Raw genomic sequence first — 25,289 nt, forward strand, 5'->3', positions numbered from 1 at the left:
GGTTAAAATTCAGTAAATGTAATAAAATTAATGTTTAAAATGGCGTGTTCCGGTCATAACCATTGCAATTCCGTTTTGATCACAGTAATCAATGCTCAATTGATCCTTGATAGAACCTCCTGGTTGGATCACAGCTTTAATACCTGCGTTGTCTGCAATTTCTACACAATCTGGAAAAGGAAAAAAAGCATCACTAGCCATAACCGCTCCATTAAGATCAAAATTAAATGCCTTTGCTTTCTCTACAGATTGCTTTAATGCATCTACTCTAGAGGTTTGTCCTGTTCCACTTGCTAATAATTGTTTTCCTTTAGTAAATACTATAGTATTTGATTTGGTGTGTTTACAGATTTTTGATGCAAATAAAAGATCTTCTATTTGCTCTGATGTAGGCGCTACCTTAGTTACGGTCTCCAAATCTGTTTTGGCATCCGTTTTAAGATCTTTATCCTGAACCAATGCACCATTTAAACAAGTACGTACTTGTGTTTTTGGTAAATCAATATCTTTTTGTACTAAAATAATTCTGTTTTTCTTTCCTTTTAGTATTTCTAAAGCTTCATTACTAAAAGAAGGAGCAATAACCACTTCGCAAAATAACTTATGAATTTCGTCGGCAGTCGCTGTATCAATTTCGTTATTACTAATTAATATACCTCCAAATGCTGAAACAGGATCACCAGCCAATGCATCAACATAGGACTGAAGAACAGTTTCTCTTTGTGCTAAACCACATGCATTGTTATGTTTTAAAATTGCAAATGTTGGTGACTCTCCTTTAAATTCACTCATCAGGTTTACTGCTGCGTCAACATCAAGAAGGTTGTTGTAAGATAGTTCTTTACCATGTAATTTGTCAAACATGGTATCAAAATCTCCAAAGAAAAATCCTTTTTGATGCGGATTTTCACCATAACGTAATACCTTACCTTTGGTTTCACTTATTTTAAGAGAAGCAATTTCATGATCACTATTGAAATAATTAAAAATTGCAGAATCATAGTGAGAAGATACGTTAAAAGCTTTGGCAGCAAAACGTTTACGGTCTGCCAAAGAAATAGTTCCGTTTCCTTCAGAAATAACTTGTAAAAACTCTGCATAATCATCAACCGAAGCTACACAAGTTACATCGGTAAAGTTTTTGGCTGCTGCTCTAATCAAAGAAATCCCTCCAATATCTATTTTCTCAATAATATCTTGTTCAGAAGCTCCAGAAGCTACTGTTTTTTCAAAAGGATATAGATCTACAATAACAATATCAATTTGTGGGATCTCATATTGTTCAAGCTCTGCAACATCACTATCGTTATTTTGACGATTTAAGATTCCTCCAAAAACTTTTGGGTGCAATGTTTTAACTCTTCCACCTAAGATTGAAGGGTAAGATGTTACATCTTCAACAGGGATAACATCAATACCTAAATCTTTAATAAATTTTTCGGTCCCACCAGTAGAATAAATTGTAATATCAAGTTCGTCTAATTTTTTTACGATAGGTGCTAATCCGTCTTTACTGAATACAGAAATTAGTGCAGATTTAGCAGTTTTTGTGTTGCTCATGAGAAAATTTAGTTAGTAAAACGCAAAAATAGCAATTTAGTACCCAATTAGACAATCAATTATGTGTAATTGTTTTCAATAAATTGTAACAAAAATATAAGGAAAACGTCCTATATTTAAATAATCTAAAATCCAGTCCAAAAAATAGAGCATGCTAATCTATCTTAGAGTACTTAAAGAAAGCTTTAATTTTGCTATTAATGCACTTAGAAATAATAAGTTGCGTACATTTCTTTCGCTGTTAGGTGTTACGATCGGGATTTTTTCGATTATAGGAGTTCTCGCTGCGGTAGACTCATTAAAACAAGAAATTAAAGGAAGTATAAGCTCTCTGGATAATAGTACAATTTATCTTATGCGTTTTTCTTTTGGCCCTTCTGATATACCACAATGGAAACGAGAACAATTTCCTGATGTAACTTTTGAGGAGTATCAATATATTAATAGATCGATGCCTGATCTTAAAGCAGCTAGTTTTATTTTGAATGTAGCTCCTGAAACGATTAAGTATGAAGATAATAGTGTAAGTAATGTAGAAATTGCACCAGTTACCAATGATTATTATGATATTGAAGAATTACAGGTCGTAAAAGGAAGATTTTATAACGAACAAGAATCTGTAGCAGGTGCTCCCGTAATCGTCATAGGGGATGAGATAGCCAATAGCCTGTTTGGATCTAGTGATCCCATTGGGAAAAAAGTACGTTTATACGGAAGAAAACTTACCGTAATAGGGGTGCTTCAAAAAGAAGGAGCAGGCCTCTTTGGAGATAGTAAAGATACAGCAGTTATTCTTCCTGTTAATCTGGTTAGAAGGATTTATGGAGATAATAATAAATCGTCTTTTCCTGCTATTATCATTAAGCCAGAATCTGGGATTGATGTACCTGAATTTGTAGCAGCCTTAAAACAAAAAGTAAGAGCATATCGAGGATTAAAACCGGATGAGGGTAATAACTTTTTTGTAAATCAATTACAAGGGTTTACAGATTTTATAGATAATATAACAGGTACAATGTCTACTATTGGAGGTTTTATTGGTATGTTTTCACTTCTGGTAGGAGGTTTTGGAATTGCTAATATCATGTTTGTAAGCGTTAAAGAACGAACAAATCTAATAGGTATACAAAAAGCATTAGGAGCTAAAAAAAGATTTATATTATTTCAGTTTCTCTTCGAAGCAATTATTCTTGCAATTTTTGGTGGATTAATTGGACTTTTATTGGTTTGGTTAATTTCAATATTTGCCTCACAGTTTACAGGCGATTTTAAGTTTATACTTTCTAGTTCTAATATGTTTTGGGGAATGTTCTCCTCTACAATAATAGGTCTGATTGCAGGAATTTTACCTGCATTGTCAGCTTCAAAATTAGATCCTGTAGAAGCAATCAGAACAGGGATGTAATCTTATCCTAATTGCTTTAGTTATGCTAATTAAAACTAAAATGTTGACATGGCTTTTGAATAAAGAAGTCGCTTAAATTAGTTCAGTATTAATATTTATGTTTTCCTGGTTACTTTAGCTTAAATTTTAAAATTACTTCATGAGTTCCATTGTTATAAGTGTTTATATCCGATGTAACATGTTCATATGCATATCCAATACTTAATATGTTTTCTAAAAAGCTAGCTGTAAAAAATGCAGTTATACTCTCATCTAAACGATAATTTGCTCCTAGTTCTATTCGCTCTTTATATACTATTGAAGTTGTAAGATCCAAAGATATAGGAGCATTGTTTACGATTTTACCTAGTACAGAGGGGCGTAACTTAAAATCATTACTAAGATCAAAATCATATCCTCCACCCAAAAATACTTGCAAATCATCGCTGGCTGAAACAGGGTTTAAACCTTCTTTTTCATATCTATCATTAGATAAGAGCCCAGGTGCAGAAAGTGATATGTAATATTTCTTAGCTTTTAAATAAAACCCCACACCTACATTGGGGTTGAATGTACTTACATTTTGGGTAAATAATGGGTCGTCTTCAATTCCCACTTCATTAAGGTTTATTTTTAAGAAAGACCCTCCGACTTTAACTCCTGAATATAGATTTAAGTCTTCAGTAATTTTTATTTTATATGAGAAGTCAGCATAAAGATGTGTTTCATCCAATACAAAAACCTTATCACTTACAGCGGTTAATCCAATACCGACATTTTTACCTGCCGGAGAGTTTATATTAAAGTTAAGGGTTTCTGGCCCATCCTTAACTCCGGCCCATTGACTCCTTACTGCAAATAATGCTTCTAGACTACCGTTAGTACCTGCATAGGCAGGAGTAATTACATTCATATTGTATCTATACATACTAAAATGTGGATCTTGCTGGGCGTTACCTATGAATGATATGATAATAGCAAAAACTATATATTTTAAATACTTCATTTTACTCTTTTTTTGTTGATTTTGATGGAAATAATAACAGTTGAACTCTTCATTTTTGAAACTATAGATCTTAATAGTTTATATAGATCCATCCGATAAGGGGTTGTACTTCTTTACTGCCTGTTTCAATGATATAATAATATGCACCGACAGGTAACTTGCCATTTCCAACCACTAAACCGCCATTGGAGACCCCATCCCAGTTATTTTGATAACCTTTAGCATCAAATACTTTATTGCCTGATCTACTAAATATCTGGATGTAGTGATTAGGGAAATCTTCAATCCCGTCTATTACCCAGGTGTCATTTATCCCATCTCCATTAGGAGAAAATCCTTTATTAAATGTTAAGGTGGTCGCGAGAATAGGCTCCTGAGTGTTAATAGTAAAGTTTGCAGAATCTGTAGTTCCTATTCCTGTATTACCCGCATCATCTGTTATCCCGGTATTATCCAATGTAATGATATTTACGTTTTCGATTATTCCTGCAATTGGTGTATAGGTAGCGGCGAAAGTGATGTTTCCATCAATAGAAGTTACAGAAGTAAGAGTTCCATTAGGTATTGTTAAATCTGTATTGTTAAATCCAGTAACAATCTCAGAAAAGATCACGGTTAATATTGCTGTTTCTCCAGTTGTTAGAGTTGTGTCACTAATGGTTATTGTTGCTGTTGGAGCCACTGTATCTTTAATTTTTGTATCTGTAGCAGCGCTACCAGTATTTCCGTTTGTATCGGTGAGTGTTATACTAAGTGTAATAGTTCCATCGTCTAGTGTGCTTAGGTCGATTCCTGATATGGTTTGCCCTGCAGAAGCTACGGTTCCAGATCCTGTTACATTAGTTCCTCCGCCAGAACTGCTAAAAGTATAATTATAGGTAGCACCTACTTCTGCACTGCTAAATGTATAACTTACTGCTCCTTGATTATCATTATTGATAGAGTTCTGATTTATTACAACCGAATACCCTGTTGGTACTCCAATATCTTTGATTTCAGTATCTGTTGCAGCACTTCCTATATTTCCATTTACATCGGTAAGCGTTACGCTTAATGTTATTGTGCCGTCTGTTAAGCTACTAAGGTCTATGCCAGAAATAGTTGCTCCTGTAGAAGCCACGGTTCCAGATCCGGTTACATTAGTTCCTCCACCAGAACTGCTAAAAGTATAATTATAGGTAGCACCTACTTCTGCACTACTAAATGTGTAGCTTACTGCGTTGTCATTAAGATCACTGATTGGACTTTGATCTATTACTACCGAATATCCAGTTGGGGCAACAGTTTCTTTGGTTTCTGTATCTGTTGCTGCACTTCCTGTATTGCCATTTGTATCGGTAAGCGTTACGCTTAATGTTATTGTACCGTCTGTTAAACTACTAAGGTCTATGCCAGAAATAATTGCTCCGGCAGAAGCCACAGTTCCAGATCCGGTTACTGTTCCTGCTCCTCCCGAAGTACTAAATGTATAATTGTATGTAGCGCCTACTTCTGCACTGCTAAATGTATAACTTACTGCTCCTTGATTACTATTATTGATAGGGTTCTGATCTATTACAACCGAATACCCTGTTGGTGCTCCAACATCTTTGATTTCAGTATCTGTTGCAGCACTTCCTGTATTGCCGTTTGTATCAGTAAGTGTTACGCTTAATGTTATTGTACCGTCTGTTAAACCACTAAGATCTATGCCGGAAATAGTTGCTCCTGCAGAAGCTACAGTTCCCGATCCGGTTACTGTTCCTGCTCCTCCTGAAGTACTAAAGGTATAGTTATAAGTAGCACCAACTTCTGCACTACTAAATGTGTAGCTTACTGCATTGTCATTAAGATCACTGATTGGACTCTGATCTATTACTACCGAATATCCGGTTGGAGCCACAGTTTCTTTTGTTTCAGTATCTGTTGCAGCACTTCCAGTATTGCCGTTTGTATCGGTAAGCGTAACACTTAATGTAATGGTACCATCTGCTAGTCCGGTCAAGTCGATTCCTAAAATAGTTGCTCCTGCAGAAGCTACAGTTCCCGATCCGGTCACTGTTCCTGCTCCACCAGAAGTACTAAATGTATAATTGTATGTAGCACCAACTTCAGCAGAAGAAAATGTATAGCTTACTGCATTGTCATTCCCTGCATTGATAGGACTCTGATTTATTACAACCGAATACCCCGTTGGAGTAACGGTTTCTTTGGTTTCGGTATCTGTTGCAGCACTTCCTGTATTTCCATTTACATCTGTCAGCGTTACGCTTAATGTAATGGTTCCGTCGGCTAATCCAGTCAAGTCGATTCCTGAAATAGTTGCTCCTGCAGAAGCTGCTGTTCCCGATCCGGTCACTGTTCCTGCTCCACCAGAAGTACTAAATGTATAATTGTATGTAGCACCAACTTCTGCACTGCTAAATGTATAGCTTACTGCATTATCATTCCCTGCATTGATAGGGCTCTGATTTATTGCAACCGAATATCCCGTTGGGGCCACAGTTTCTTTGGTTTCGGTATCTGTTGCAGCACTTCCTGTATTTCCATTTACATCTGTCAGCGTTACGCTTAATGTAATGGTTCCGTCGGCTAACCCAGTCAGGTCTATGCCAGAAATAGTTGCTCCTGCAGAAGCTACTGTTCCCGATCCGGTCACTGTTCCTGCTCCACCAGAAGTACTAAATGTATAATTGTATGTAGCACCAACTTCTGCAGAAGAAAATGTATAGCTTACTGCATTGTCATTCCCCGCATTGATAGGACTTTGGTTTATTACGGCCGAATATCCCGTTGGGGGCACAGTTTCTTTGGTTTCGGTATCTGTTGCAGCACTTCCTGTATTTCCATTTACATCTGTGAGTGTTACACTTAATGTAATGGTTCCGTCGGCTAATCCAGTCAGGTCGATTCCTGAAATAGTTGCTCCTGCAGAAGCTACAGTTCCTGATCCGGTTACTGTTCCAGCTCCGCCAGAAGTACTAAAGGTATAATTGTATGTAGCACCAACTTCTGCACTGCTAAATGTATAGCTTACTGCATTATCATTCCCCGCATTGATAGGACTTTGGTTTATTACAACCGAATATCCCGTTGGGGCCACAGTTTCTTTGGTTTCGGTATCTGTTGCAGCACTTCCTGTATTTCCATTTACATCTGTGAGTGTTACACTTAATGTAATGGTTCCGTCGGCTAATCCAGTCAAGTCGATTCCTGAAATAGTTGCTCCTGCAGAAGCTACTGTTCCCGATCCGGTTACTGTTCCTGCTCCGCCAGAAGTACTAAATGTATAATTATATGTAGCGCCAGCTTCAGCAGAAGAAAATGTATAGCTTACTGCATTGTCATTCCCCGCATTGATAGGACTCTGATTTATTGCGACTGAATATCCCGTTGGAGCATCTCGATCCACTGTATGTATATCTCCTGTATTAAATGCAGCTGGTCCAGAATTGGCTAAATCATCTGCAATGTTGGTAGATCCATTTAGATCCAGACGAATACCTCCTGTGCCAGTAATTGTATTTATAGTTACGGTAACACTAGTTCCTGATGAAGTATTTACACTGGATATTGTTCCTGAAGCTGTTCCTGAGGTAGTAGTTAGAGAAAAGTCATCTGTAGAAATATTATTAGCATTTTCATCAAATGAAACTGTATATTGTATCGAAGCGGCATTGATAGCTGGAGTACCTACCAAAGAAATACTTGTCACTACAGGAGGATCGGTATCTGGTGCAGATACTGAAGCTTCACCATAAATAGCTGTACCAATACTACTGTTAGATTCATCTTGATAGATATAGATATGTTTTCCATCATCAATTTCTATTACTTCCATAGCCTGATTATCACTATTACCGCTATGAATGGTAGTTTGAGCACTTAATGTGATATCAGTCCCTGTAACCTCTCCTTCTCTTGCATATGTTGGATCAGTACCACTAGCCGGAATATACATTGCAATAAATTTATCAGTAACAGATGGGGCTAGTCGTATTGCATTGACAGCGGTGATTAATTGTTGACGTGTCCCGTATCCTGTTATTGTTGTTCCACTAACAGACCCTACCTGTACATAGCCATTTCCATCATCATTATCATCATAAGCCACAACAAATTTGGTCGGTGAAATTGCAACGACATCTACTTGTACACAATTAGTTTCAAAAACATTTGCACTACCAAAGGTTATGGTTGTACCTGATACAGATCCTATAACAGCTCCTCCTTCAGCACCAGTGGTACTTGTTTGATAAGCGACTACAAAAGTACTGGATGATAATTCATCAAGACCTGTCCAGATTGTTGGGGCTGTTAAAAAAGTTGACGCAGCTCCAAAAGAAAGTGTTGCCCCGCTAACCGTGATCACCTTTGCCTTTCCGTTATTGCTATCTTCAACATCTCTATAGACCACGATATGATTTGTTGAGGATAAAGCTTCCATCTCTATTGCATCAACATCTCCAGATGCAAAATCAAATGAACTGCCAAAAGAAATAGAGCTACCTGATACTGTACCTATTCTCATTTCTCCCACGTCAGAAGCTCCACGTTCATCTTCAAAGGCAACGATAAACTGTGTGGCACTAATTGCCGAAATAGCAGTATGTGTTCCTCCTACAGTTGCGGCAAATTGAGTACTACTCCCAAAGGTAATAGAATTCCCAGAGAGTGTTCCTACAACCGCTTCTCCCGGAATACCGGCAGCAGAAGATCTGTATGCTACAACAAATTTGGTAGTGCTTAAAGCTACAATCGAGGGTTCTAGCATTTGATTGCTCCCAGAAAAAGTCACGGCAGTACCCGGAGTTGTTGGCTGCGTAGGAGCAAGTATATCAAACTCATTTACAGCTTCTGCAATTTTGTAAGCATCTATAGTCTCACATTCTAACTTTAATTTCGAAAATATACCAGAAACGAAATCTATAATATAAGGATCTCCTTCTGAAGAGATACATGGTTTTTTGCTATCTATAGAGGACTCCATAGCGATACCAAAAGAGCTAAGGATCATCATAGATAAAAGTGTAATTTTTTTCATTGGATAAAGGTTTTAAGAGGTGTATTCAAATTTTCCTTTTTTTTGCTAAGTATTTTTTGATTTATTTTAAATTAAGTTTTATATACATAAATATGGATTCACCCAACCAGAATCCAGTTCTCCTACGATATGATTGGTAATAGGATTATTTGCATTCATTTTTTTACCAATATCTATGATCGTATTATAGATTCCAGAAGTATTGGTTTTTACTTTCACAATATCAATATCCGGGGTTATAAAACCTTCTTTAGAACAGAAATTTTTAATGCCCCGTGGACTTTCAATACTCATTTTTTGCAGTTTTTCTTTTACAACATCCCACTGCCTTTTTTTAAGTGGCCTCAGTAGTTCTTTAAATAAAAGCCCGGTTTCATATCCTTGTAATGCATAAAGATTAGGAGGTTGGCCAGTATTTTGTTTAAATTTTTTCACGAATTGTTTATTGATTTTATGTTCTGCTTCTGGATTCCATAACATGGCACCATAAAGGTTTAATTCTAGGTGTTTTACGTCGTCCAACATGTCTGGATACAACATGTTTTCTGCTACTAATAAAGGAATGTCTTTTGTCCATGGTTTTGATTTCCAAATGTTTAAAAATTCATTTCCTTGTGGTCCGACAAACAAAGCATGTACATATGCGGGAGCTTCTTTTCTTATTTTATCAAAGATCAATTCAATATTAAGGTGATGTGGGTTATTTGTATTGTATGGATTAACGGATTGTAAAACCGTATTGCCTCCCGCAGCACTAATACCAGCTTGAAAAGAGGTGTGTAAGTGATATCCAGAATTGTATATAGGTGTAATAATCAACCCTGGTTGTTGATATTCTTTTTGTGCCCAATACCCTAATGCATATTGACTTTGATATAGCTGATGAGAATTAAAAAATACATTTGGGCTGTGGTAATCAAAACTTGGTAACATTTCTCCCATATCAAAAAAGAACCCCAAGACATCTTTTCTGTTATCGATAAGTTGAACCAAATTAGGAAGAGAGCGGTAACTAATCATTCCTGAAACCATGTCAACATTACTAAAATTGAGTAATTTCTTTGTGGCTTCAATAACTGAGGATATTCCTCCTGAACCTGCAAATTCTGGAATGAGCTCGATATCTGATCTTCTTCCTGGTTTCTGACCCAGACCAAGATAAAAACCAGTGGCAAGGTGTGGGAAAAAATTAGGATAAATGCTTGAATATGGTGTTAAAAAACCAATTTTGATTGGAGTCATAATTTTTGAAGATGGAGTATGTTGTCTGAATTACTCTTTCAGACAACATACTTAGTTTATATATATCTTATAGGTATTAATATTTAGTTTCTAGATGGGAAAAGACCTTGTATGCAAATGCAAGGATTCAATGTCAAGAATGGCATTCTGTTTTCATGAAATTGGCTTCCTCCTGTCATACCAGTACTCATGGATCCTGAAATTGCTGCACTTGCTCCAGCCAAACTTACATCGGGAGTTGATGAATTAAAACCCATTACTTCGGCTAGATTATTACTATCATATGGAGCTGCTAATGATGAACCATTACCAGGCGTATGTATATCTGCCTGACCACTATTAGCTTTTATATCTACTGCTATGTTTAGTTCTGAGGCGGTAACTGAATGATTGTGTGAAGGTATTTGTAATATGTTTAAAGTAACAACTTCTACGCCTCCTTTTGCTCCTAAACGATAATCAGACAAGCCAGGCCCGTTACCAAAACCAATAGGAGCTCGTCCTCTTAAATCTGGTAAACCAAAAGTTGTACGACCATCCCCACCAAAAGTGGTTCCTAATAATGAAAATAGTGCTGTATTGCTGGATATAGCTAATAAAGTACCAGAACAAAATGCCCAAGTTCTGGGGGCAAAATTGCAAGCCCAGTACACAATCTGCGAAAGATAAAATTCCATAATTTTAATTTTTTAAGTTAAAGATTCATTAAAATATAATACGACAGCCTTGTTTTTGGTCTTCTGCCTTCTCAAAGAAAACAGAAAGTTAAAAACTAGTCAATACGTATAACTACTTGATTTTGACAAATGTATTAGCTTGAAACAGCTCGAAAATGATTGCCTGAAATTTGCAATAATAGGGGTGGCTCAAAACATTCTTAGATATAGATCTTTTTGCTATAAAGTTTGTTTAGGGGTAATTAGGTAATTAGTGAGCGTATTTACAATTTAGAATATCAAAGTATAAGTTTTGTATACTAAGATGTTGGATGTAATAACTACTGAAGGAAACATTTGTATAATGGCAGAATCCGTACCATTGATTAGAAAATCAATTATAACTTAAATTTAGTTAAAAAATAATAACAAATCTTAATTTTAAACTGTTTTTTTTAATCTATACGCTATATACACTATTGGATAATTATACTTATTTCAAATACAGACATTTTTTTTCGTAGTCAATAATTGCTTTTCCTCTTTTAAGGATATCAGCTCCAATAATACCGTCTACAGGCTCTGCATGATGAGCTATTAATGCTGCATTTACATGATTAAGATCAAATAAAACAAGAGATATTCTTTTTCTCGACCAGCTTCCAATTTGTATAGCATTTTTTTGAGAAAGTTGTGTTAGCATATCAGTAGCACCTGCTCCAGCAGCTTTTACATCGCTATCCTGGGCAAAAAGAGAAAACTTATCTACAGCTTCAAACCCAACACAAGAATTAGAAGCACCAGTATCAACAATAAAATTACCTTCTATACCATTTAATACTGCTTTAACTTCAAAATGATTTGTCTTTGTAAAAACTAATTTGATTCTGTGATATTCTTTTTGGTTTAAAAATTTTCGAAGTGTACTCATGCTTTATTTTGAAGAAACTTGGGTAAAAGTAGTATAATTAAAATAAATAAAACAATACTTATTCTATACCAAAGGTAGTTTAGAGAATAAGACTGTTCAACCTCGCCATAATATACAAATGCAGCCCAATAATAAGGTGATTTTTGAACATTAGAAATACCTTCCGTATCCAAATAGTCTAGCTTGGCATGATGTATCGCTTTTGCTTTAGGAATAGAATGATTAAGGTTTTTGTAAAAGTTTTTCATTACTGTAGCAGTAGTTTTGTCATTTACTTTCCATAGTGAAAAGAGTATATTTTCTACTCCTGCATAATGAAAACCTCTGCCAATACTAATAGGGCCTTCTCCTTTTGCTAATCTGCCAACACCGGTTTCGCAGGCACTTAGAACTACCAGGTTAGCATTAAGTTGTGTTCCATATAGTTGATTAACCAGAATGTTCTGATCTCTAAATTGTATAGAGGCTGGTCTGGAAAAATTTCCAGACTCGGCATGCGTAGACAAATGAATAATATCATGTTCTTTTGCCAGTTTAATAAACCTTAGATAAGTTGCTTGTTCTTTTTCTATAAAATCACCACTAAAGTATTGCTGTATAGATTTGCTTTCGTTTTTTGAAAATGAGAGCTCTGTTTCGGTATTTTCAAAAACAGGGAATACACCCAGAACTGTTTTTCCCTGAAGATTTTTAGGATTAGATCTTAAATATTTACTAGCCGAAATCTCATAACTTATTTCGGTGGATCTTAATAAGAAAGACATTTTGCTAAAATTCATAGAGGTAGTGTCTTTTAGTAATAAGGTTTCAAAAGGAATAAAAGAGAGAAGACCATCGGGAATGATTAATAACCTTTTAGGTTGCCTGGGAATTTTTAATACGTTAAAAAGCTCGGCAGCACTTTTTGTGAATTCGTTTATATCACGGGTAATCACTGAAGCATTGTCGAAATAATGAATGTACTTTTTGACGATGCTTTTTAAATAAACAGGATTTTCTATTTTTTTGATCTCAAAAGAATCTTGGGTGATTACAAATTGATATACGTTTCGATTTCCGTAAAAATATTCAATCAAAGTAGTATGATCTTTTTTTAATTTTTTCTGAAGAGAAGGGATAGAAATGCTTTTTTGATACTGAAGTAATTTGGGATATGTGTACTGAAGTTTTTTGAGAACCTTTTTAAGAGCAATAGATGTAGTGTCATGGGCAGTAGTCCATTTTTGAATTTGAGCAATACTGGCATCTTCCCCTTTTAGCTTTTCTTTTAAAATTAGAGTTTCATACGATATTAATTCAGTATTAAGTCGGTTTTTATTTGAGACTACAGAATCGCTTTTGTATTGAGATAGTATTTTTTTTGATATTAAAGCTTGGTTTACAAAAGGAGCTTTAGAATGCTCGGCTGCCCGAAATGCCTGGATACTATATTTTTCCTCTTTTTTGGATTTGTAAATGGTAAAAAGAATATCAATATAGGTCTCTGTTCTGTTTCTGTTTTGACCATGTTGAATGATCCTAGTGTCCTGAAGCGGGTATAAAACATTTAGTTTAGAGTTTACTTCAAAGGCTAAATCAAAGGCGGTTATAGCTAGAAGAGGCTTCTTTGTTTGTTGATAAATATAGGCTTGAATGTCTAAAGCCTTTAGCAGAAGCCTATCTGCAATAAGGTGTTCTTTAGATGGTAAATCAGTATTTGCTGAATATCCCGGTAGGAGAGAGGCATATATTTCTTTCAGGTTTTTTTGAATTTCTCCAAATTCTGATTTGGATAATAAAATATCGATATATGCCAATTGCCATTTAACGGTAGTTCTGGCCGATGTGTTTTTGTTTTTGAGTAATTGAGACTTGGCCTGTACAATATAATCCTTAGCATTTTTAAAATCTTTTTTCTCTAAAGCAGCGGCTGCAAGAATCTGATAAGCGTTTATTTGATTTGCATCTATGGCGATTACTTTATCTGCAAAAGTTTTTGCTTTGTTATAGTCACCAGAATCCAGATAATTTGTGGCTGTGTTTGTTAGTAAATTGATGTTTTTCGGGTCAATATCTAAACCTTGTTTAAGTATTTCGAGAGCTTTTGGATAATTTCCTTGATTATGATATACGATAGAAAGATTAGTTATCCCCGAAATAATTTTTGAAGTATTCTCAGATTGTTCAGCTAAATATAAATAGTTTTTTATTGTGGTCTCAGCTTTTGGTAAATCCCCAACTTCTGTATAGATGTTACCAAGTGGTTGTAGGCAATTTTCGATTATATCATAATCGATCAGTCCTTTTTCATAATATGTTTTCCAGGCAGTTTCATAATGTAAAATGGCCGTTGGTTTATGGTTAAATTGATTGTGATAATACCCCAGATTACAATTTACGATTACCCAAGCTAATTGATCTGCTTTTGTATGAAGCTGATTTTTTTTTGAAGCAATAATTTTGCTTAACCTTAGCGCTTCAGAATTCGAAGGTTTTTGTATAAAGTGATCTAATTGATCATATAAAAACGCTGAGGTTTTTGTTTTTTGTTGTGCCTGTATTATTGGATTACCCAACCATAGGGACAGAGCAGAGATGCATAGAAATGTTCTAAAACTTCCAAATTCCATAGAATTGAATTTGAGAGTTTGGGCTATCAAAATTATGAACATATCTAACTCCCAAGCTTGGTCCTATTCTTACAGCCCCCAAATTAATTCCAACAAAAACACCGGTCTGTATATTTGTAAAGTCATCTTTTATTTCTTGTGTTTCTGCAACATCAAGATCAGGGTTTCGAATAATTTCTGGGGGAGTTGGGCCATTATTTCTAATAATCGTAAAACCTTCTCCTGTGGTTTCCTGATCATTTTTGCTGGTAATATCCATTTTTAATTGAATACCCGCTCCCATGGCAAAAAAGTTGTTGAAATTATAGCGAAATGATCCGGGAACAGCATAAATAGAAATGTTATTAAATGTATTGGCTTCAGAGAACTGAATTAAGCTCTCGGTACCATTTGCATCTATAGATGTAGTTTCGAAGTTTCGTAGTTCATCATAAGAAGATGCAGATGCCATTATCTCGGCTTGATAATACCCTCTGTAAGATTTAAAAGGAGATAATGTTGCTCCTACAAAGTATTCTTTTTGGTTATTGAGTTCGGGAACCACAATATATCCTGCTTTTGCACCAATAGAAATACCAGGCATAAATCGGGTAGTTGCATAGTTGGTGATGATAGGTTCGTTTTTATCAAAATATATTGCAGTACGGCTTTTGGTCTTTTTTTTATGAAAGTCTTTGCCAAATTTCATAGAATACTTTACAAATCCTTTGGTCGAATCTATTTCGGTTACATTCTTTTGTTGGCTTCCGGGGAGGTAAATTCGGTTAAACTGAAAAATGATCTTGTCTTTTTTCAAGATAGTATCAAGACAACTATAATTAACTTCTCTTTCTTTAGGACAAATAGGGCACTCGGGATACATACCGTCAATTCGTAATGTAGATTTGTCAAAGATTTCTGGAGTGTCTACTGCTAGTTTTATAGTATTGGCAGGACCTTCTCCATTATTTTGAAAACGTACTTTAAATTTGAGACGTTTAAATCGTACTAAACGGTAGTTCATTAGCCAACCATTAGAAGACATTTTATTTGGATCATGAGAAGTAACAATTTCCATTTCTGTATCCTTCACGGTATGGTTGTCAAAATTTTCATCAGGTACATAGATACTTCTTAGTGTAACAATGGCACTGGTATCTTTGATCATTTCAGGTGTTGTTTTTAAGGTTCTGAAAATGTTTCGTTCTTCACCAGGTTGCATATCATTAAATGCTATAACTTGATAATTGCGATATAATGATTTGGATTCTTCTAGAGTAAGTGGAAGGTTTTTTCTTTTGGTAGTGTCCTGAACAAATAATGTTCTATTTTGTAGAATGGTATGAGTTGCAGAGGCTAATAAAGTATGGTTATCGTTTTGAGAGAGCGTTTCAGAAATAATAGGTAGCGGAATAATCTTTTCCCCATGGTGCAATCGGGTGTCTTCTAGAATAAAATTATCATTTTTGAATTGATTATCATTATAAAATAAGTACAATTTACCACTAGAAATATAGTTATTGGTATTCTTATAACCTGTTATAAATACCATTTCCTGATCTGGGATAGGCTCACGGTTTCGTTTTAGAATTAAATCATGATCTTCAATAAAGGGAGAGTTAGAGTCTACAGAAGCCTCGTCGGATACATCACTTACGGTTATTGATTTGGGTCTACTTGCTGGTGGTTTCCCGTTATCATAATTATTAGTAGCCCAAAGTTTGGCTTCGTATGTTCCTGGAGATTTATACCGATGAGCAGGTTTTTCTTTAAAGCTATAATTACCATCACCAAATTCCCAATAGTAGGTGTAAAAAGCTTTTGGAGCACCGGCAATTTGATTTAGAGGAGGCATCTCTGCTCCGTAGATTACTTGGTTCCCATTAATTTCATAGGATATAGGTGCAATTCTTGGTATGGTATCATTTGTAAGTATTTGTCCAAAACACAGAAATGGAAATAATACTGTACAGTATAAGATGATGTAGCCCCTCATGATTTGTTGTTAGTAGTTACTAAAGATAAGTAAAAAGTTAAATTAGAAATACTGATAAAAATATTCCGGGAGATTACCTCCCGGAATATATACTGGAATTTGCCGTAACCCCCGCTAACTAATTTACATATTCCAGTATGATTTTTGATTTATGGTAACCCATTTATTAATGCTATTAATTCGGCTTCAGTACCTGTGGTCGTAGATCCAATCATCTCTATGTGATCTTCGACAATGGTTGCACCCTGGATTGCATATGTATACGCACCATCCTGAACAGATACAAATATGAAATGTACTTCTAATCCGATAGGAATTTGCCCGTAATGCTCAGAGAATAATTCGGTTTCTTCATTATAAATATCCAATAGTGCTAATGCGGTTGGTTCACCATCATAAGACACATATACATTACAATTCGTATTGTCGTATCCTTCAGGAACATCTACATAAATAACAGTTTTTGGCCTTGGGTCATTATACCAACGATCGATATTGGTCCACCCAAAATTATTAATGAAACCAGAATATCCATTTACTCCTGTTCCGTTAGGTCCTTCTCCTTGACCAAGATCAATACCCCCTTCCTCATTTTCTTCCCAAACAACATCGCAGTCTATTACATCGCTGTCGCAACCATTTTCTTCAGCTTTAAACAGCCTCATTTCAGGATCAAAATCTTCATTTGGCGAAAAAATATCAAATCCACTTGCAAGTTGCAGTTGATTTCCATTTTGTTTTGCATTTATAAAAAATTCTCCAGCAGATTTTAAAGTTTCAACATTACCATTTGGACGTTTACCATTGGTTGGCATTTTGGTTAGTAGCATTTTGGCTTTATCATAGATTTCTATTAATTCAATAGTAACACTTCCGCTAACGGGATCGCCATTTTGATCTAAAAAACTATTAGGAAGAAAATGTAGCTGCGTACCTTCTTCTCCGTACATATATCCTCCGGATTCAGCGTTCATTGCAAAAGTCTGCATTGCTCCTTCACGGTTGTCTTTAATTGCTTTTTGTAACTCTATTCCACCTATGATTTTTTCGATACTAATATCATTGTCATCATTTTTACAGCTTCCTAATAAAAGAATAGTTATACTTAAAAGTAAAAAATTCATCATTGCTTTTTTTGCATTCCTACTATTCTTCGGTACTGCAATCGTTCTATTTGATGTTCTCATAATTTTCGAAATTTTGTTGTTTACACCATCAGATCAATAGCTTTGATTTTTTGTTACCCTTATTTTGATAACTTTTTTTAAATTAGTTGCTTATATTCACTATTTATGGGAAACACCAAATTTCATTCTGATCAGAAATACATTGAAGCTCTTTTGAAGAATGATACAGCAATCTTATCCGAGATTTATGATAAATTCGCTCCGAAAGTAGTTGGGTATATAAAAAACAATAGTGGAGATGAATCCAGAGCTCAGGATATTATCCAGGAAACATTAATCACTATTTATAAACAAGCAAAAGAGAAAGGACTACAACTTACTTGTCCGTTTGATGCCTATTTCTTCCTATTGTGTAAACGTAAATGGTTGAATGAATTAAAAAAGCATTCTAATCATCAGGTAACAATTAATGAAGAGATTGTATCTATAGATGATGAGAGTGTTCGTTTTGCAGAAGAAACTGAGATTTTTAATGCAAAACACGAACTTTTTAAAGAGATGTTTGATCAATTAGGTAAAGCTTGTAAAGAATTACTGAAAGCAACTTTTACTATAAAGTCTATGGAAGAAGTAGCTTTAAAACTAGGACAGTCCTATGGATATGTTCGTAAAAAGAAGTCTTTATGTATTGGCCAATTAACAAAACTTGTTCAAAACACTCCTAAGTTTAATAAAATAAAGAATTTGTTATGACCCCAGAAGAAAAATACGAGCTGTTTGATCGGTTTTGTAGCAACGAGCTTTCTGCTACCGAAGAAAAAACACTAACAAAATTGATTAGCGAGAATGAGTCTATCGCAAAAGAACTTAAACTATATCAAGAGTTGAATTCACATCTTGATACACGTTTTGCTTCAGAAAAAGAGGAAGAAGCATTAGAAAATAATTTGAAAACAATTGGAGATTCACACTTTAACAGGAAAGTAACTACAAAAGAAACCAAAGTGATAAGAATGCCTGCTTGGGCATATGCCGCGGCTGCGAGTGTAGCTATAATTTTTGGAGTATACTTTTTTGGTCAAAGCAGTCCTGCATATAATGATTTTGCAAATATTCCTGAATTATCAATTACAGAAAGAGGAGATACAGAAAAGAATAGTAAGAATGCTGAACATGCTTTTAACTCCAAAGATTATGCTGAAGCCGAAAAACACCTATTGATATTACTATCAAAAGATGAAAATAATGCAGAATATCAATTCTATTATGGATTATCATTATTAGAACAGGATAAATATGTAGCAACTACTCGGGTTTTAGAAAAATTATATAAAGGAAACTCGGGGTATAAATATAAAGCATTATGGTTTGAATCATTAAACCAGCTAAAACAAAAAAAATATGATCAATGCGCTGCATTGTTAAAGAATATACCTGAAGATGCCGAAGATTACGTTCGGGCCCAAGAATTGTTGAAAAAGATGTAATGTGTTATGATCTATTAATTTGCCTCTTGTAAGGCGAATCTTAAATAAGTTCAATAACAAAAGCAATACATTGCTGATTGGTATTAACTCTAATTTAATACTTTTGCGGCATGATACTAACCGATACTCATACCCATATTTACAGCGAAGCCTTTGATGAAGATCAGGATGAAATGATGCAACGTGCTATAAAAAATGGTGTGACACGCTTTTTTGTTCCTGCTATTGATTCTACATATACCAAAGCTATGTATGCAATAGAAACCAAGTACCCAGAACATGTTTTTTTGATGATGGGACTGCACCCTACACATGTAAAAGAGAATTACAAAGAGGAACTTGTATTTGTAGAGGATGAACTCAAAAAACGTTCTAATAAAGAGACGGGTAAGGGTTTTTATGCAATAGGGGAGATAGGCATAGATTTATATTGGGATAAAACTTTTTTGGCAGCTCAGCAAGAAGCTTTTAGGTATCAAATCCAGTTGGCAAAAAAACACAAGTTACCTATTGTAATACATTGTCGTGAAGCTTTTGAAGAAGTTTTTGAAGTATTAGAATCAGAAAAAAGTGATGACCTATTTGGGATTTTTCATTGTTTTACAGGAACCATAGATGACGCCAATCGAGCTATAGGGTATAATATGAAATTAGGAATAGGAGGAGTTGTTACTTTTAAGAATGGTAAAATAGATACATTTTTAAATCAGATTTCATTAGATCATATTGTTCTGGAGACAGATGCTCCATATTTGGCTCCAACTCCGTATCGAGGTAAACGTAATGAAAGTTCTTATTTGCTTAATATCCTAGAAAAACTGTCAGAGATATATCAAAAACCTATTGAAGAAATAGCCGCAATCACTACCAAAAACTCTAGTGATATATTTGGTATTTAGACCAATAAAATATGATTTAATTTTCGTTCATTTGCCATATGATTACTTCACCAAACATATTACTTATTTATACTGGAGGAACCATTGGAATGGTCAAAGATTTCAAGACTGGTGCTCTGGTAGCTTTTGATTTTGATGAGTTATTGTTAAACATTCCAGAACTCAAACAATTAGATTGTAATATTAATACCATTAGTTTTGATAAACCTATTGATTCTTCTGATATGAATGTTGATCGATGGAAAGAATTAGGAGAAATTATCAACGTCAATTATAAAAAATATGACGGGTTTGTTGTTTTACATGGAAGTGATACCATGTCTTATACAGCATCTGCGATTAGTTTTATGTTTGAAAACCTGGCTAAGCCTATTATTTTTACAGGCTCTCAATTACCAATAGGAGATTTGCGAACAGATGCAAAAGAGAATCTGATCACAGCAGTTCAGATTTCGGCATTACAAGAAAAAGGAAAGCCTGTAATTACAGAGGTAGGACTCTATTTTGAATATAAATTACTTAGAGCCAATAGAACTACTAAGATTAATGCAGAGCATTTTGAAGCATTTCAATCACTTAATTATCCATCTTTGGTAGAATCTGGAGTGCATCTTAAGGTTAATAGACCTTTTTTACTAACGTGTAACCGACGAAAGAAGATGGTATACCATACACATTTTGATAATAATGTTGTTATTGTTAAGATGTTTCCGGGAATTAATGAGAGCATTTTAAAAAGTATTTTCTCTTTAGAAGCTATAAAAGGAGTTGTTTTAGAAACATATGGAGCAGGTAATACAACGACAAAAAAATGGTTTACCACTATAATTTTTGATCTTATACAAAAAGGAATACCAGTAGTTAATGTTACACAATGTATAGGTGGAAGTGTAGAAATGGGTAAGTATGATACTAGTATTGCACTAAAAAAAGCAGGTGTTATTTCAGGAAAAGACATTACTACAGAGGCAGCAGTAGCAAAATTGATGTATTTATTGGGGGAAAAATTACCACTTAAAGCCCTCAAAACCATTTATGAAACCTCTCTACGTGGTGAAATGTCAGAAAATTAACGCCTCAAATTTCAATAGTTAACATTTTTTTTGTTATTTGCCCATCCTTATTTTTTTAGGAGAAAACCTAGAGAGGTGGCCGAGTGGTCGAAGGCGCACGCCTGGAAAGTGTGTATACGTCAAAAGCGTATCGAGGGTTCGAATCCCTTCCTCTCTGCATTATTATCAATTTTTTAATAAATTTTATATTATTTTTATATCTTTAACCCTTTAACTAATTAAAATTAAGAATCAGCGCAATGAAAAGATTATTTTCTATTCTGGCAATCGCAGCAGTAATGACTTTTGGAAACTTACAAGCATCTACTGCACCTGCCCAGTTATTAACGGCAAATGTGCAATTACTAATTGCTCCTATAACTAATACGACAACAATTCAAGAAGAAGCGGTATCCGAGGCTACTACAGATGAACTATCTTTTCATCAAAACCTTAAAAGACGTTTTATTGAAGGAGGTCCTCAATTCATGGGTATCGTACTTTTATGTTTGATCTTAGGTCTTGCGATAGCAATTGAAAGAATTATCTTTTTAAATCTTTCTACAACAAATACTAAGAAATTACAACAAAATGTAGAAGATGCATTAAACAGTGGTGGTATTGAAGCTGCAAAAGAGGTATGTAGAAATACAAAAGGACCTGTTGCATCGATTTATTATCAAGGTCTTGACAGAGCAGACGAAAGTATAGACGCAGCAGAGAAATCAGTTGTAGCGTACGGAGGTGTTCAAATGGGACAATTAGAGAAAAATGTATCTTGGATATCATTATTTATCGCTCTTGCTCCAATGCTTGGATTTATGGGAACGGTAATTGGTATGATTACGGCATTTGATAAAATTGCGGCTGCAGATGATATGCAACCTTCTCTTGTAGCAGGTGGTATTAAAGTAGCACTTCTTACTACTGTATTTGGACTTATTGTTGCAATTATTCTTCAAATATTCTATAACTATATCGTTGCAAAAATTGATAGAATTGTAAATGATATGGAAGATGCTTCGATTACTTTGATCGATATTTTGGTAGATTACAAGAAAAAGAAATAATTGATGTTTCTAATAAAAATCTGATTTAGAAGATTTTTAATTTACACTTTTATTTAATTAAGGGTTGCCTGTGAGTAATCCAAACAAAAAATTAGTAACATGAAAATTTCAAAAATATTATCATATATCGTAATGGCTATAGGTGCTATAGGCGCACTTTTATTGTTCTTAATGAGCAATAACTTTGATGGTCTTATGGAGAAATATGGTATTACAGAAACCAAAGATTTTGTTAGAGAAGGAGGATCGATAGATGTTTTAAAAGAAGCAACATCATTGGTGAACCCGTTATATACTCTTACAGTTGTTGTCTTTATAGGTGTAATAGTAGTTACTTTGATAGCCGTTTTCTCTTCTTTAGCTAAAAACCCAGGAGGTCTTAAAAATACTGCAATTGGTATTGTTGCTTTCCTTATTGTTGTGGGCATTGGTTTTGTTGTGGCAGAAGGAGTAGAAGCTCCTTTAAATGATGGAGGAATGCTTTCAGAAAGTGGCTCTAAATGGGTAGGAACAGGATTGTATACATTTTACTTTTTGGCTGCTATTGCAGTTGGGTTGATGTTCTTTTCTGGTATTAAGAAACTAATTAAGTAAACAATTATGGCAAGAAGAGCAGCACCAGAAGTTAATGCAGGATCTATGGCAGATATTGCATTCTTACTTCTTATATTTTTCTTGGTTACTACTACTATCGAAACCGATACTGGTATTAGCCGTAAGCTCCCTCCTCCTCAAGAGGAAGAAATAGAGCCGCCAGTTCTTAAACAAAAAAATATTTTTGTTGTAGAATTGAATAAGAACAACGATTTATTGGTAGAAGAAGCTCCTATGGAATTGAAAGATCTTCGGGAAGCTGCTATTAAGTTCTTAGATAATGGTGGTGGAAGAGGAGAAGAAGCTTGTGATTACTGTCAAGGAGATAGAGATCCTTCTTCTTCGGATAATCCTACTAAAGCGGTTATATCTTTAAATAATAATAGAGAGACAAATTACGGTGCATATATAGCAGTTCAAAATGAATTGGTGGCAGCGTATACTACATTGCGTAATAGAGAAGCACAGCGTCTTTATGGTAAAACATTTGTACAAATGGAAGCCGATTTTAAAGATGTAAATTATTCTGGAAGTAAGACTAAACTTAAAGAAGATATCAAAAAGATACAATTTTTGTTTCCTGAAAAACTTTCAGAAGCTGAGCCTAAAAAATAGAAATAACATAAAACAGAATTCTTATGTCTAAGTTTAAAAAGAAAAAGAGTGGTGAATTACCTCCCGTTTCTACGGCATCATTACCGGATATTGTATTTATGTTATTGTTTTTCTTTATGGTTGCAACGGTGATGCGTAAAAATACGCTGATGATAGATAATAAATTGCCTTTTGCAGATCAAATAGAAAAACTAGACAAAAAAAATCTAGTAATGTATATCTATGCAGGAAAACCTAGTTCAAGATATCGTGCAAGTGCAGGTAGTCAAGCTAGAATCCAGCTTAATGATAAATTTGCTGATGTAAGCGAAGTAAAAGCGTTTGTGTTGGCAGAGAGAGCAGCAAAAAGAGAGGAAGAAGTTCCGTTTCTAATTACAGCTCTTAAGATAGATGGAAAGACCAATATGGGTCTTGTAGGTGATATCAAAAAAGAATTAAGAGAAGTTCAGGCATTAAAGATTAATTATACAACCAAATCTGGTAAAGCTTCAGATAATTTTAAATAGTATACTATTATTATCGTAGCATAAATGTCTAAATGATATTAAAAAATCCTGCCCAATAGGCAGGATTTTTTAGTACTACTCCTTCCGCCATTTCCCAAAAATGGCATAACAATTGTTGCTAATTTTATAGTAGCTGTGATCTATCATTTTATAGCATCAATATCTAACCTTCCAAAGTGATATTGAATATATAGATAAAATGGTTATAATACGAAATGAATTCTCAAACCCTCTAAAAATATATAGCTTACTTTTTGTTTCTGTTAAGAGATAATATATGTGGGTTATAAAGGTTTTTCGGATATAGTTTCAGCATGTTTTTCTTCTGCATATTTCTTGTCACTTATGATCATAGTTTTTTGATTCTGTAAGTAATTATTAACTAAATATGTTTATTATGACAAGAAGATTAGCACCAAGTGTTAATGCGGGATCTATGGCCGATATCGCATTTTTATTACTCATCTTTTTTTTAGTCTCTACTAAGATGGAAACAGATTATGGGATCACTAGAAAATTACCACCTCCCGCAGATGATGACCCTACAGAAACAATTATTAAGGAAAAAAATCTCTTTAAGGTAGAACTAAATCAACTTAATGAGTTGTTGGTAGAAGGCACTATAATAGAAATTTCGGCCCTTAAAGACGCCACTATTGCATTTCTGGATAATGGAGGAAAGTCAGATGGTTTAGCTTGTGATTATTGCAAAGGAGAAGGTGATGTTACATCTTCTGATCATCCAAGTAAGGCGATTATATCTCTTATTAATAGTCGTGAGACAAATTATGCAACTTATGTAGCCGTGCAAAATGAATTAGTAGCTGCATATACCGAGTTGCGTAATCGAGAGGCAAAAAGACTATATGGTATCTCATTTACAGAAATGAAGAAAATCTTAAAAGGCGCTCGTAATCTTAATGATAAAGAGGTGTTAAGGGAACGAATTAAGAAAATTCAATCCCTATTCCCAGAAAAACTTTCTGAAGCAGAACCTAGAAATCAATACTAACTTAATTTTTGTAATTATGTCTAAATTTAAAAACAAGAAAAACACTCAGTTGCCTGAGATTTCTACGGCATCACTACCCGATATTGTATTTATGCTATTATTTTTCTTTATGGTTGCTACGGTAATACGGAACAATACATTAATGATAGAGAACAAATTACCTGTCGCAGATCAAATAGAAAAATTAGACAATAAGAATTTAATTATGAATGTATATGCGGGAAAACCAAGCTCTAGGTACAAGAATATAGGTTCTGAAGCTAGAATTCAACTTAATGATAAGTTTGCTGATATAAGGGATATAAAAGCGTTTGTTTTGGCAGAAAGAGCTTCTAAAACAGATGCACTGCTTCCTTTTTTAATAACTTCTTTAAAGATAGATAAGAATACCAAAATGGGACTGGTCGGTGATATTAAGAATGAGCTAAGGAAAGTTCATGCACTTAAAATTAATTATGCCACCAAAATCGGAGAAGCAAATGATAATTTTTAGCATACCTGTTTAATTAATAATAAGAATCCTGCCTTTGGGCAGGATTTT

General features: G+C 34.5%; 20 protein-coding genes and 1 tRNA gene. 12 read left to right on the plus strand and 9 right to left on the minus strand.

Going from position 1 to position 25,289, the window contains the following annotated elements; all coding sequences use genetic code 11:
• Positions 1-27: 27 nt before the first annotated feature.
• Positions 28-1,560: a bifunctional phosphoribosylaminoimidazolecarboxamide formyltransferase/IMP cyclohydrolase gene (purH, locus tag AAFU52_RS11895; RefSeq protein WP_024772403.1), complete on the minus strand. Its 1,533-nt coding sequence runs from the start codon at positions 1,558-1,560 to the stop codon at positions 28-30.
• Positions 1,561-1,711: 151 nt separating this feature from the next.
• Here purH and AAFU52_RS11900 point away from each other — a divergent pair, with 151 nt between their 5' ends.
• Positions 1,712-2,965, plus strand: coding sequence for an ABC transporter permease (locus AAFU52_RS11900; protein ID WP_024772402.1), 1,254 nt, complete (start codon positions 1,712-1,714; stop codon positions 2,963-2,965).
• A gap of 109 nt (positions 2,966-3,074) precedes the next feature.
• Here AAFU52_RS11900 and AAFU52_RS11905 read toward each other — a convergent pair whose 3' ends face one another.
• The 8 genes from AAFU52_RS11905 to AAFU52_RS11940 form a co-directional block, all read right to left on the minus strand.
• On the minus strand, positions 3,075-3,950 hold the full coding sequence (locus AAFU52_RS11905; RefSeq protein WP_438426523.1) for a PorP/SprF family type IX secretion system membrane protein: 876 nt from the start codon (positions 3,948-3,950) through the stop codon (positions 3,075-3,077).
• Positions 3,951-4,020: 70 nt separating this feature from the next.
• Complete coding sequence (locus AAFU52_RS11910; RefSeq protein ID WP_438426524.1) at positions 4,021-8,973, minus strand: Ig-like domain-containing protein; 4,953 nt, start codon at positions 8,971-8,973, stop codon at positions 4,021-4,023.
• A 78-nt stretch (positions 8,974-9,051) separates the two neighbouring features.
• Complete coding sequence (locus AAFU52_RS11915) at positions 9,052-10,215, minus strand: ABC transporter substrate-binding protein (RefSeq protein WP_438426525.1); 1,164 nt, start codon at positions 10,213-10,215, stop codon at positions 9,052-9,054.
• 83 nt (positions 10,216-10,298) lie between these two features.
• Positions 10,299-10,892, minus strand: coding sequence for a phage tail protein (locus tag AAFU52_RS11920; RefSeq protein ID WP_438426526.1), 594 nt, complete (start codon positions 10,890-10,892; stop codon positions 10,299-10,301).
• A 472-nt stretch (positions 10,893-11,364) separates the two neighbouring features.
• The gene (locus AAFU52_RS11925; protein ID WP_438426527.1) at positions 11,365-11,802 is read right to left on the minus strand and encodes a retropepsin-like aspartic protease; all 438 of its coding nucleotides are present in this window, start codon (positions 11,800-11,802) and stop codon (positions 11,365-11,367) included.
• The gene (locus AAFU52_RS11930) at positions 11,799-14,411 is read right to left on the minus strand and encodes a CHAT domain-containing protein (RefSeq protein ID WP_438426528.1); all 2,613 of its coding nucleotides are present in this window, start codon (positions 14,409-14,411) and stop codon (positions 11,799-11,801) included. The genes AAFU52_RS11925 and AAFU52_RS11930 overlap by 4 nt, the downstream gene beginning before the upstream one ends.
• The gene (locus AAFU52_RS11935) at positions 14,392-16,386 is read right to left on the minus strand and encodes a PKD domain-containing protein (protein ID WP_438426529.1); all 1,995 of its coding nucleotides are present in this window, start codon (positions 16,384-16,386) and stop codon (positions 14,392-14,394) included. Before AAFU52_RS11935 ends, AAFU52_RS11930 begins: the two co-directional genes overlap by 20 nt.
• 149 nt (positions 16,387-16,535) lie before the next feature.
• Positions 16,536-17,573 (minus strand): hypothetical protein, encoded by a 1,038-nt coding sequence (locus AAFU52_RS11940; RefSeq protein WP_438426530.1) that lies wholly within the window; start codon positions 17,571-17,573, stop codon positions 16,536-16,538.
• Positions 17,574-17,678: 105 nt separating this feature from the next.
• On the opposite strand from AAFU52_RS11940, the gene AAFU52_RS11945 reads away from it, so the two are divergent.
• The 11 genes from AAFU52_RS11945 (at position 17,679) to AAFU52_RS11995 (ending at position 25,241) form a co-directional block, all read left to right on the plus strand.
• On the plus strand, positions 17,679-18,266 hold the full coding sequence (locus tag AAFU52_RS11945) for an RNA polymerase sigma factor (RefSeq protein ID WP_438426531.1): 588 nt from the start codon (positions 17,679-17,681) through the stop codon (positions 18,264-18,266).
• Positions 18,263-19,000, plus strand: coding sequence for a tetratricopeptide repeat protein (locus tag AAFU52_RS11950; protein WP_438426532.1), 738 nt, complete (start codon positions 18,263-18,265; stop codon positions 18,998-19,000). The genes AAFU52_RS11945 and AAFU52_RS11950 overlap by 4 nt, the downstream gene beginning before the upstream one ends.
• 110 nt (positions 19,001-19,110) lie before the next feature.
• Positions 19,111-19,899, plus strand: coding sequence for a TatD family hydrolase (locus AAFU52_RS11955; RefSeq protein ID WP_438426533.1), 789 nt, complete (start codon positions 19,111-19,113; stop codon positions 19,897-19,899).
• A 38-nt stretch (positions 19,900-19,937) separates the two neighbouring features.
• Positions 19,938-20,972, plus strand: coding sequence for an asparaginase (locus AAFU52_RS11960; RefSeq protein WP_024772271.1), 1,035 nt, complete (start codon positions 19,938-19,940; stop codon positions 20,970-20,972).
• A 69-nt stretch (positions 20,973-21,041) separates the two neighbouring features.
• Positions 21,042-21,129 (plus strand) — tRNA-Ser (locus AAFU52_RS11965).
• Between the two features lie 82 nt (positions 21,130-21,211).
• Positions 21,212-22,021: a MotA/TolQ/ExbB proton channel family protein gene (locus AAFU52_RS11970; protein WP_024772272.1), complete on the plus strand. Its 810-nt coding sequence runs from the start codon at positions 21,212-21,214 to the stop codon at positions 22,019-22,021.
• Positions 22,022-22,120: 99 nt separating this feature from the next.
• Positions 22,121-22,615, plus strand: a complete 495-nt coding sequence (locus tag AAFU52_RS11975; protein ID WP_438426534.1) for a hypothetical protein — start codon at positions 22,121-22,123, stop codon at positions 22,613-22,615.
• A 6-nt stretch (positions 22,616-22,621) separates the two neighbouring features.
• Positions 22,622-23,230, plus strand: a complete 609-nt coding sequence (locus AAFU52_RS11980; protein ID WP_024772274.1) for an ExbD/TolR family protein — start codon at positions 22,622-22,624, stop codon at positions 23,228-23,230.
• 23 nt (positions 23,231-23,253) lie between these two features.
• Positions 23,254-23,736, plus strand: coding sequence for an ExbD/TolR family protein (locus AAFU52_RS11985; RefSeq protein WP_024772275.1), 483 nt, complete (start codon positions 23,254-23,256; stop codon positions 23,734-23,736).
• A gap of 397 nt (positions 23,737-24,133) precedes the next feature.
• Positions 24,134-24,748, plus strand: a complete 615-nt coding sequence (locus tag AAFU52_RS11990) for an ExbD/TolR family protein (RefSeq protein ID WP_438426535.1) — start codon at positions 24,134-24,136, stop codon at positions 24,746-24,748.
• Positions 24,749-24,764: 16 nt separating this feature from the next.
• Positions 24,765-25,241: an ExbD/TolR family protein gene (locus tag AAFU52_RS11995; RefSeq protein WP_024772276.1), complete on the plus strand. Its 477-nt coding sequence runs from the start codon at positions 24,765-24,767 to the stop codon at positions 25,239-25,241.
• Positions 25,242-25,289 lie beyond the last annotated feature (48 nt).

The organism is Aquimarina macrocephali, assembly GCF_051627225.1.
Taxonomy (GTDB): Bacteria; Bacteroidota; Bacteroidia; order Flavobacteriales; family Flavobacteriaceae; genus Aquimarina; species Aquimarina macrocephali.

Bases quoted from the DNA above. Each gene is read 5' to 3' on its own strand.
- purH (WP_024772403.1), bottom strand. From the start codon at position 1,560: ATGAGCAACACAAAAACTGCTAAATCTGCACTAATTTCTGTATTCAGT.
- AAFU52_RS11900 (WP_024772402.1), top strand. From the start codon at position 1,712: ATGCTAATCTATCTTAGAGTACTTAAAGAAAGCTTTAATTTTGCTATT.
- AAFU52_RS11905 (WP_438426523.1), bottom strand. From the start codon at position 3,950: ATGAAGTATTTAAAATATATAGTTTTTGCTATTATCATATCATTCATA.
- AAFU52_RS11910 (WP_438426524.1), bottom strand. From the start codon at position 8,973: ATGAAAAAAATTACACTTTTATCTATGATGATCCTTAGCTCTTTTGGT.
- AAFU52_RS11915 (WP_438426525.1), bottom strand. From the start codon at position 10,215: ATGACTCCAATCAAAATTGGTTTTTTAACACCATATTCAAGCATTTAT.
- AAFU52_RS11920 (WP_438426526.1), bottom strand. From the start codon at position 10,892: ATGGAATTTTATCTTTCGCAGATTGTGTACTGGGCTTGCAATTTTGCC.
- AAFU52_RS11925 (WP_438426527.1), bottom strand. From the start codon at position 11,802: ATGAGTACACTTCGAAAATTTTTAAACCAAAAAGAATATCACAGAATC.
- AAFU52_RS11930 (WP_438426528.1), bottom strand. From the start codon at position 14,411: ATGGAATTTGGAAGTTTTAGAACATTTCTATGCATCTCTGCTCTGTCC.
- AAFU52_RS11935 (WP_438426529.1), bottom strand. From the start codon at position 16,386: ATGAGGGGCTACATCATCTTATACTGTACAGTATTATTTCCATTTCTG.
- AAFU52_RS11940 (WP_438426530.1), bottom strand. From the start codon at position 17,573: ATGAGAACATCAAATAGAACGATTGCAGTACCGAAGAATAGTAGGAAT.
- AAFU52_RS11945 (WP_438426531.1), top strand. From the start codon at position 17,679: ATGGGAAACACCAAATTTCATTCTGATCAGAAATACATTGAAGCTCTT.
- AAFU52_RS11950 (WP_438426532.1), top strand. From the start codon at position 18,263: ATGACCCCAGAAGAAAAATACGAGCTGTTTGATCGGTTTTGTAGCAAC.
- AAFU52_RS11955 (WP_438426533.1), top strand. From the start codon at position 19,111: ATGATACTAACCGATACTCATACCCATATTTACAGCGAAGCCTTTGAT.
- AAFU52_RS11960 (WP_024772271.1), top strand. From the start codon at position 19,938: ATGATTACTTCACCAAACATATTACTTATTTATACTGGAGGAACCATT.
- AAFU52_RS11970 (WP_024772272.1), top strand. From the start codon at position 21,212: ATGAAAAGATTATTTTCTATTCTGGCAATCGCAGCAGTAATGACTTTT.
- AAFU52_RS11975 (WP_438426534.1), top strand. From the start codon at position 22,121: ATGAAAATTTCAAAAATATTATCATATATCGTAATGGCTATAGGTGCT.
- AAFU52_RS11980 (WP_024772274.1), top strand. From the start codon at position 22,622: ATGGCAAGAAGAGCAGCACCAGAAGTTAATGCAGGATCTATGGCAGAT.
- AAFU52_RS11985 (WP_024772275.1), top strand. From the start codon at position 23,254: ATGTCTAAGTTTAAAAAGAAAAAGAGTGGTGAATTACCTCCCGTTTCT.
- AAFU52_RS11990 (WP_438426535.1), top strand. From the start codon at position 24,134: ATGACAAGAAGATTAGCACCAAGTGTTAATGCGGGATCTATGGCCGAT.
- AAFU52_RS11995 (WP_024772276.1), top strand. From the start codon at position 24,765: ATGTCTAAATTTAAAAACAAGAAAAACACTCAGTTGCCTGAGATTTCT.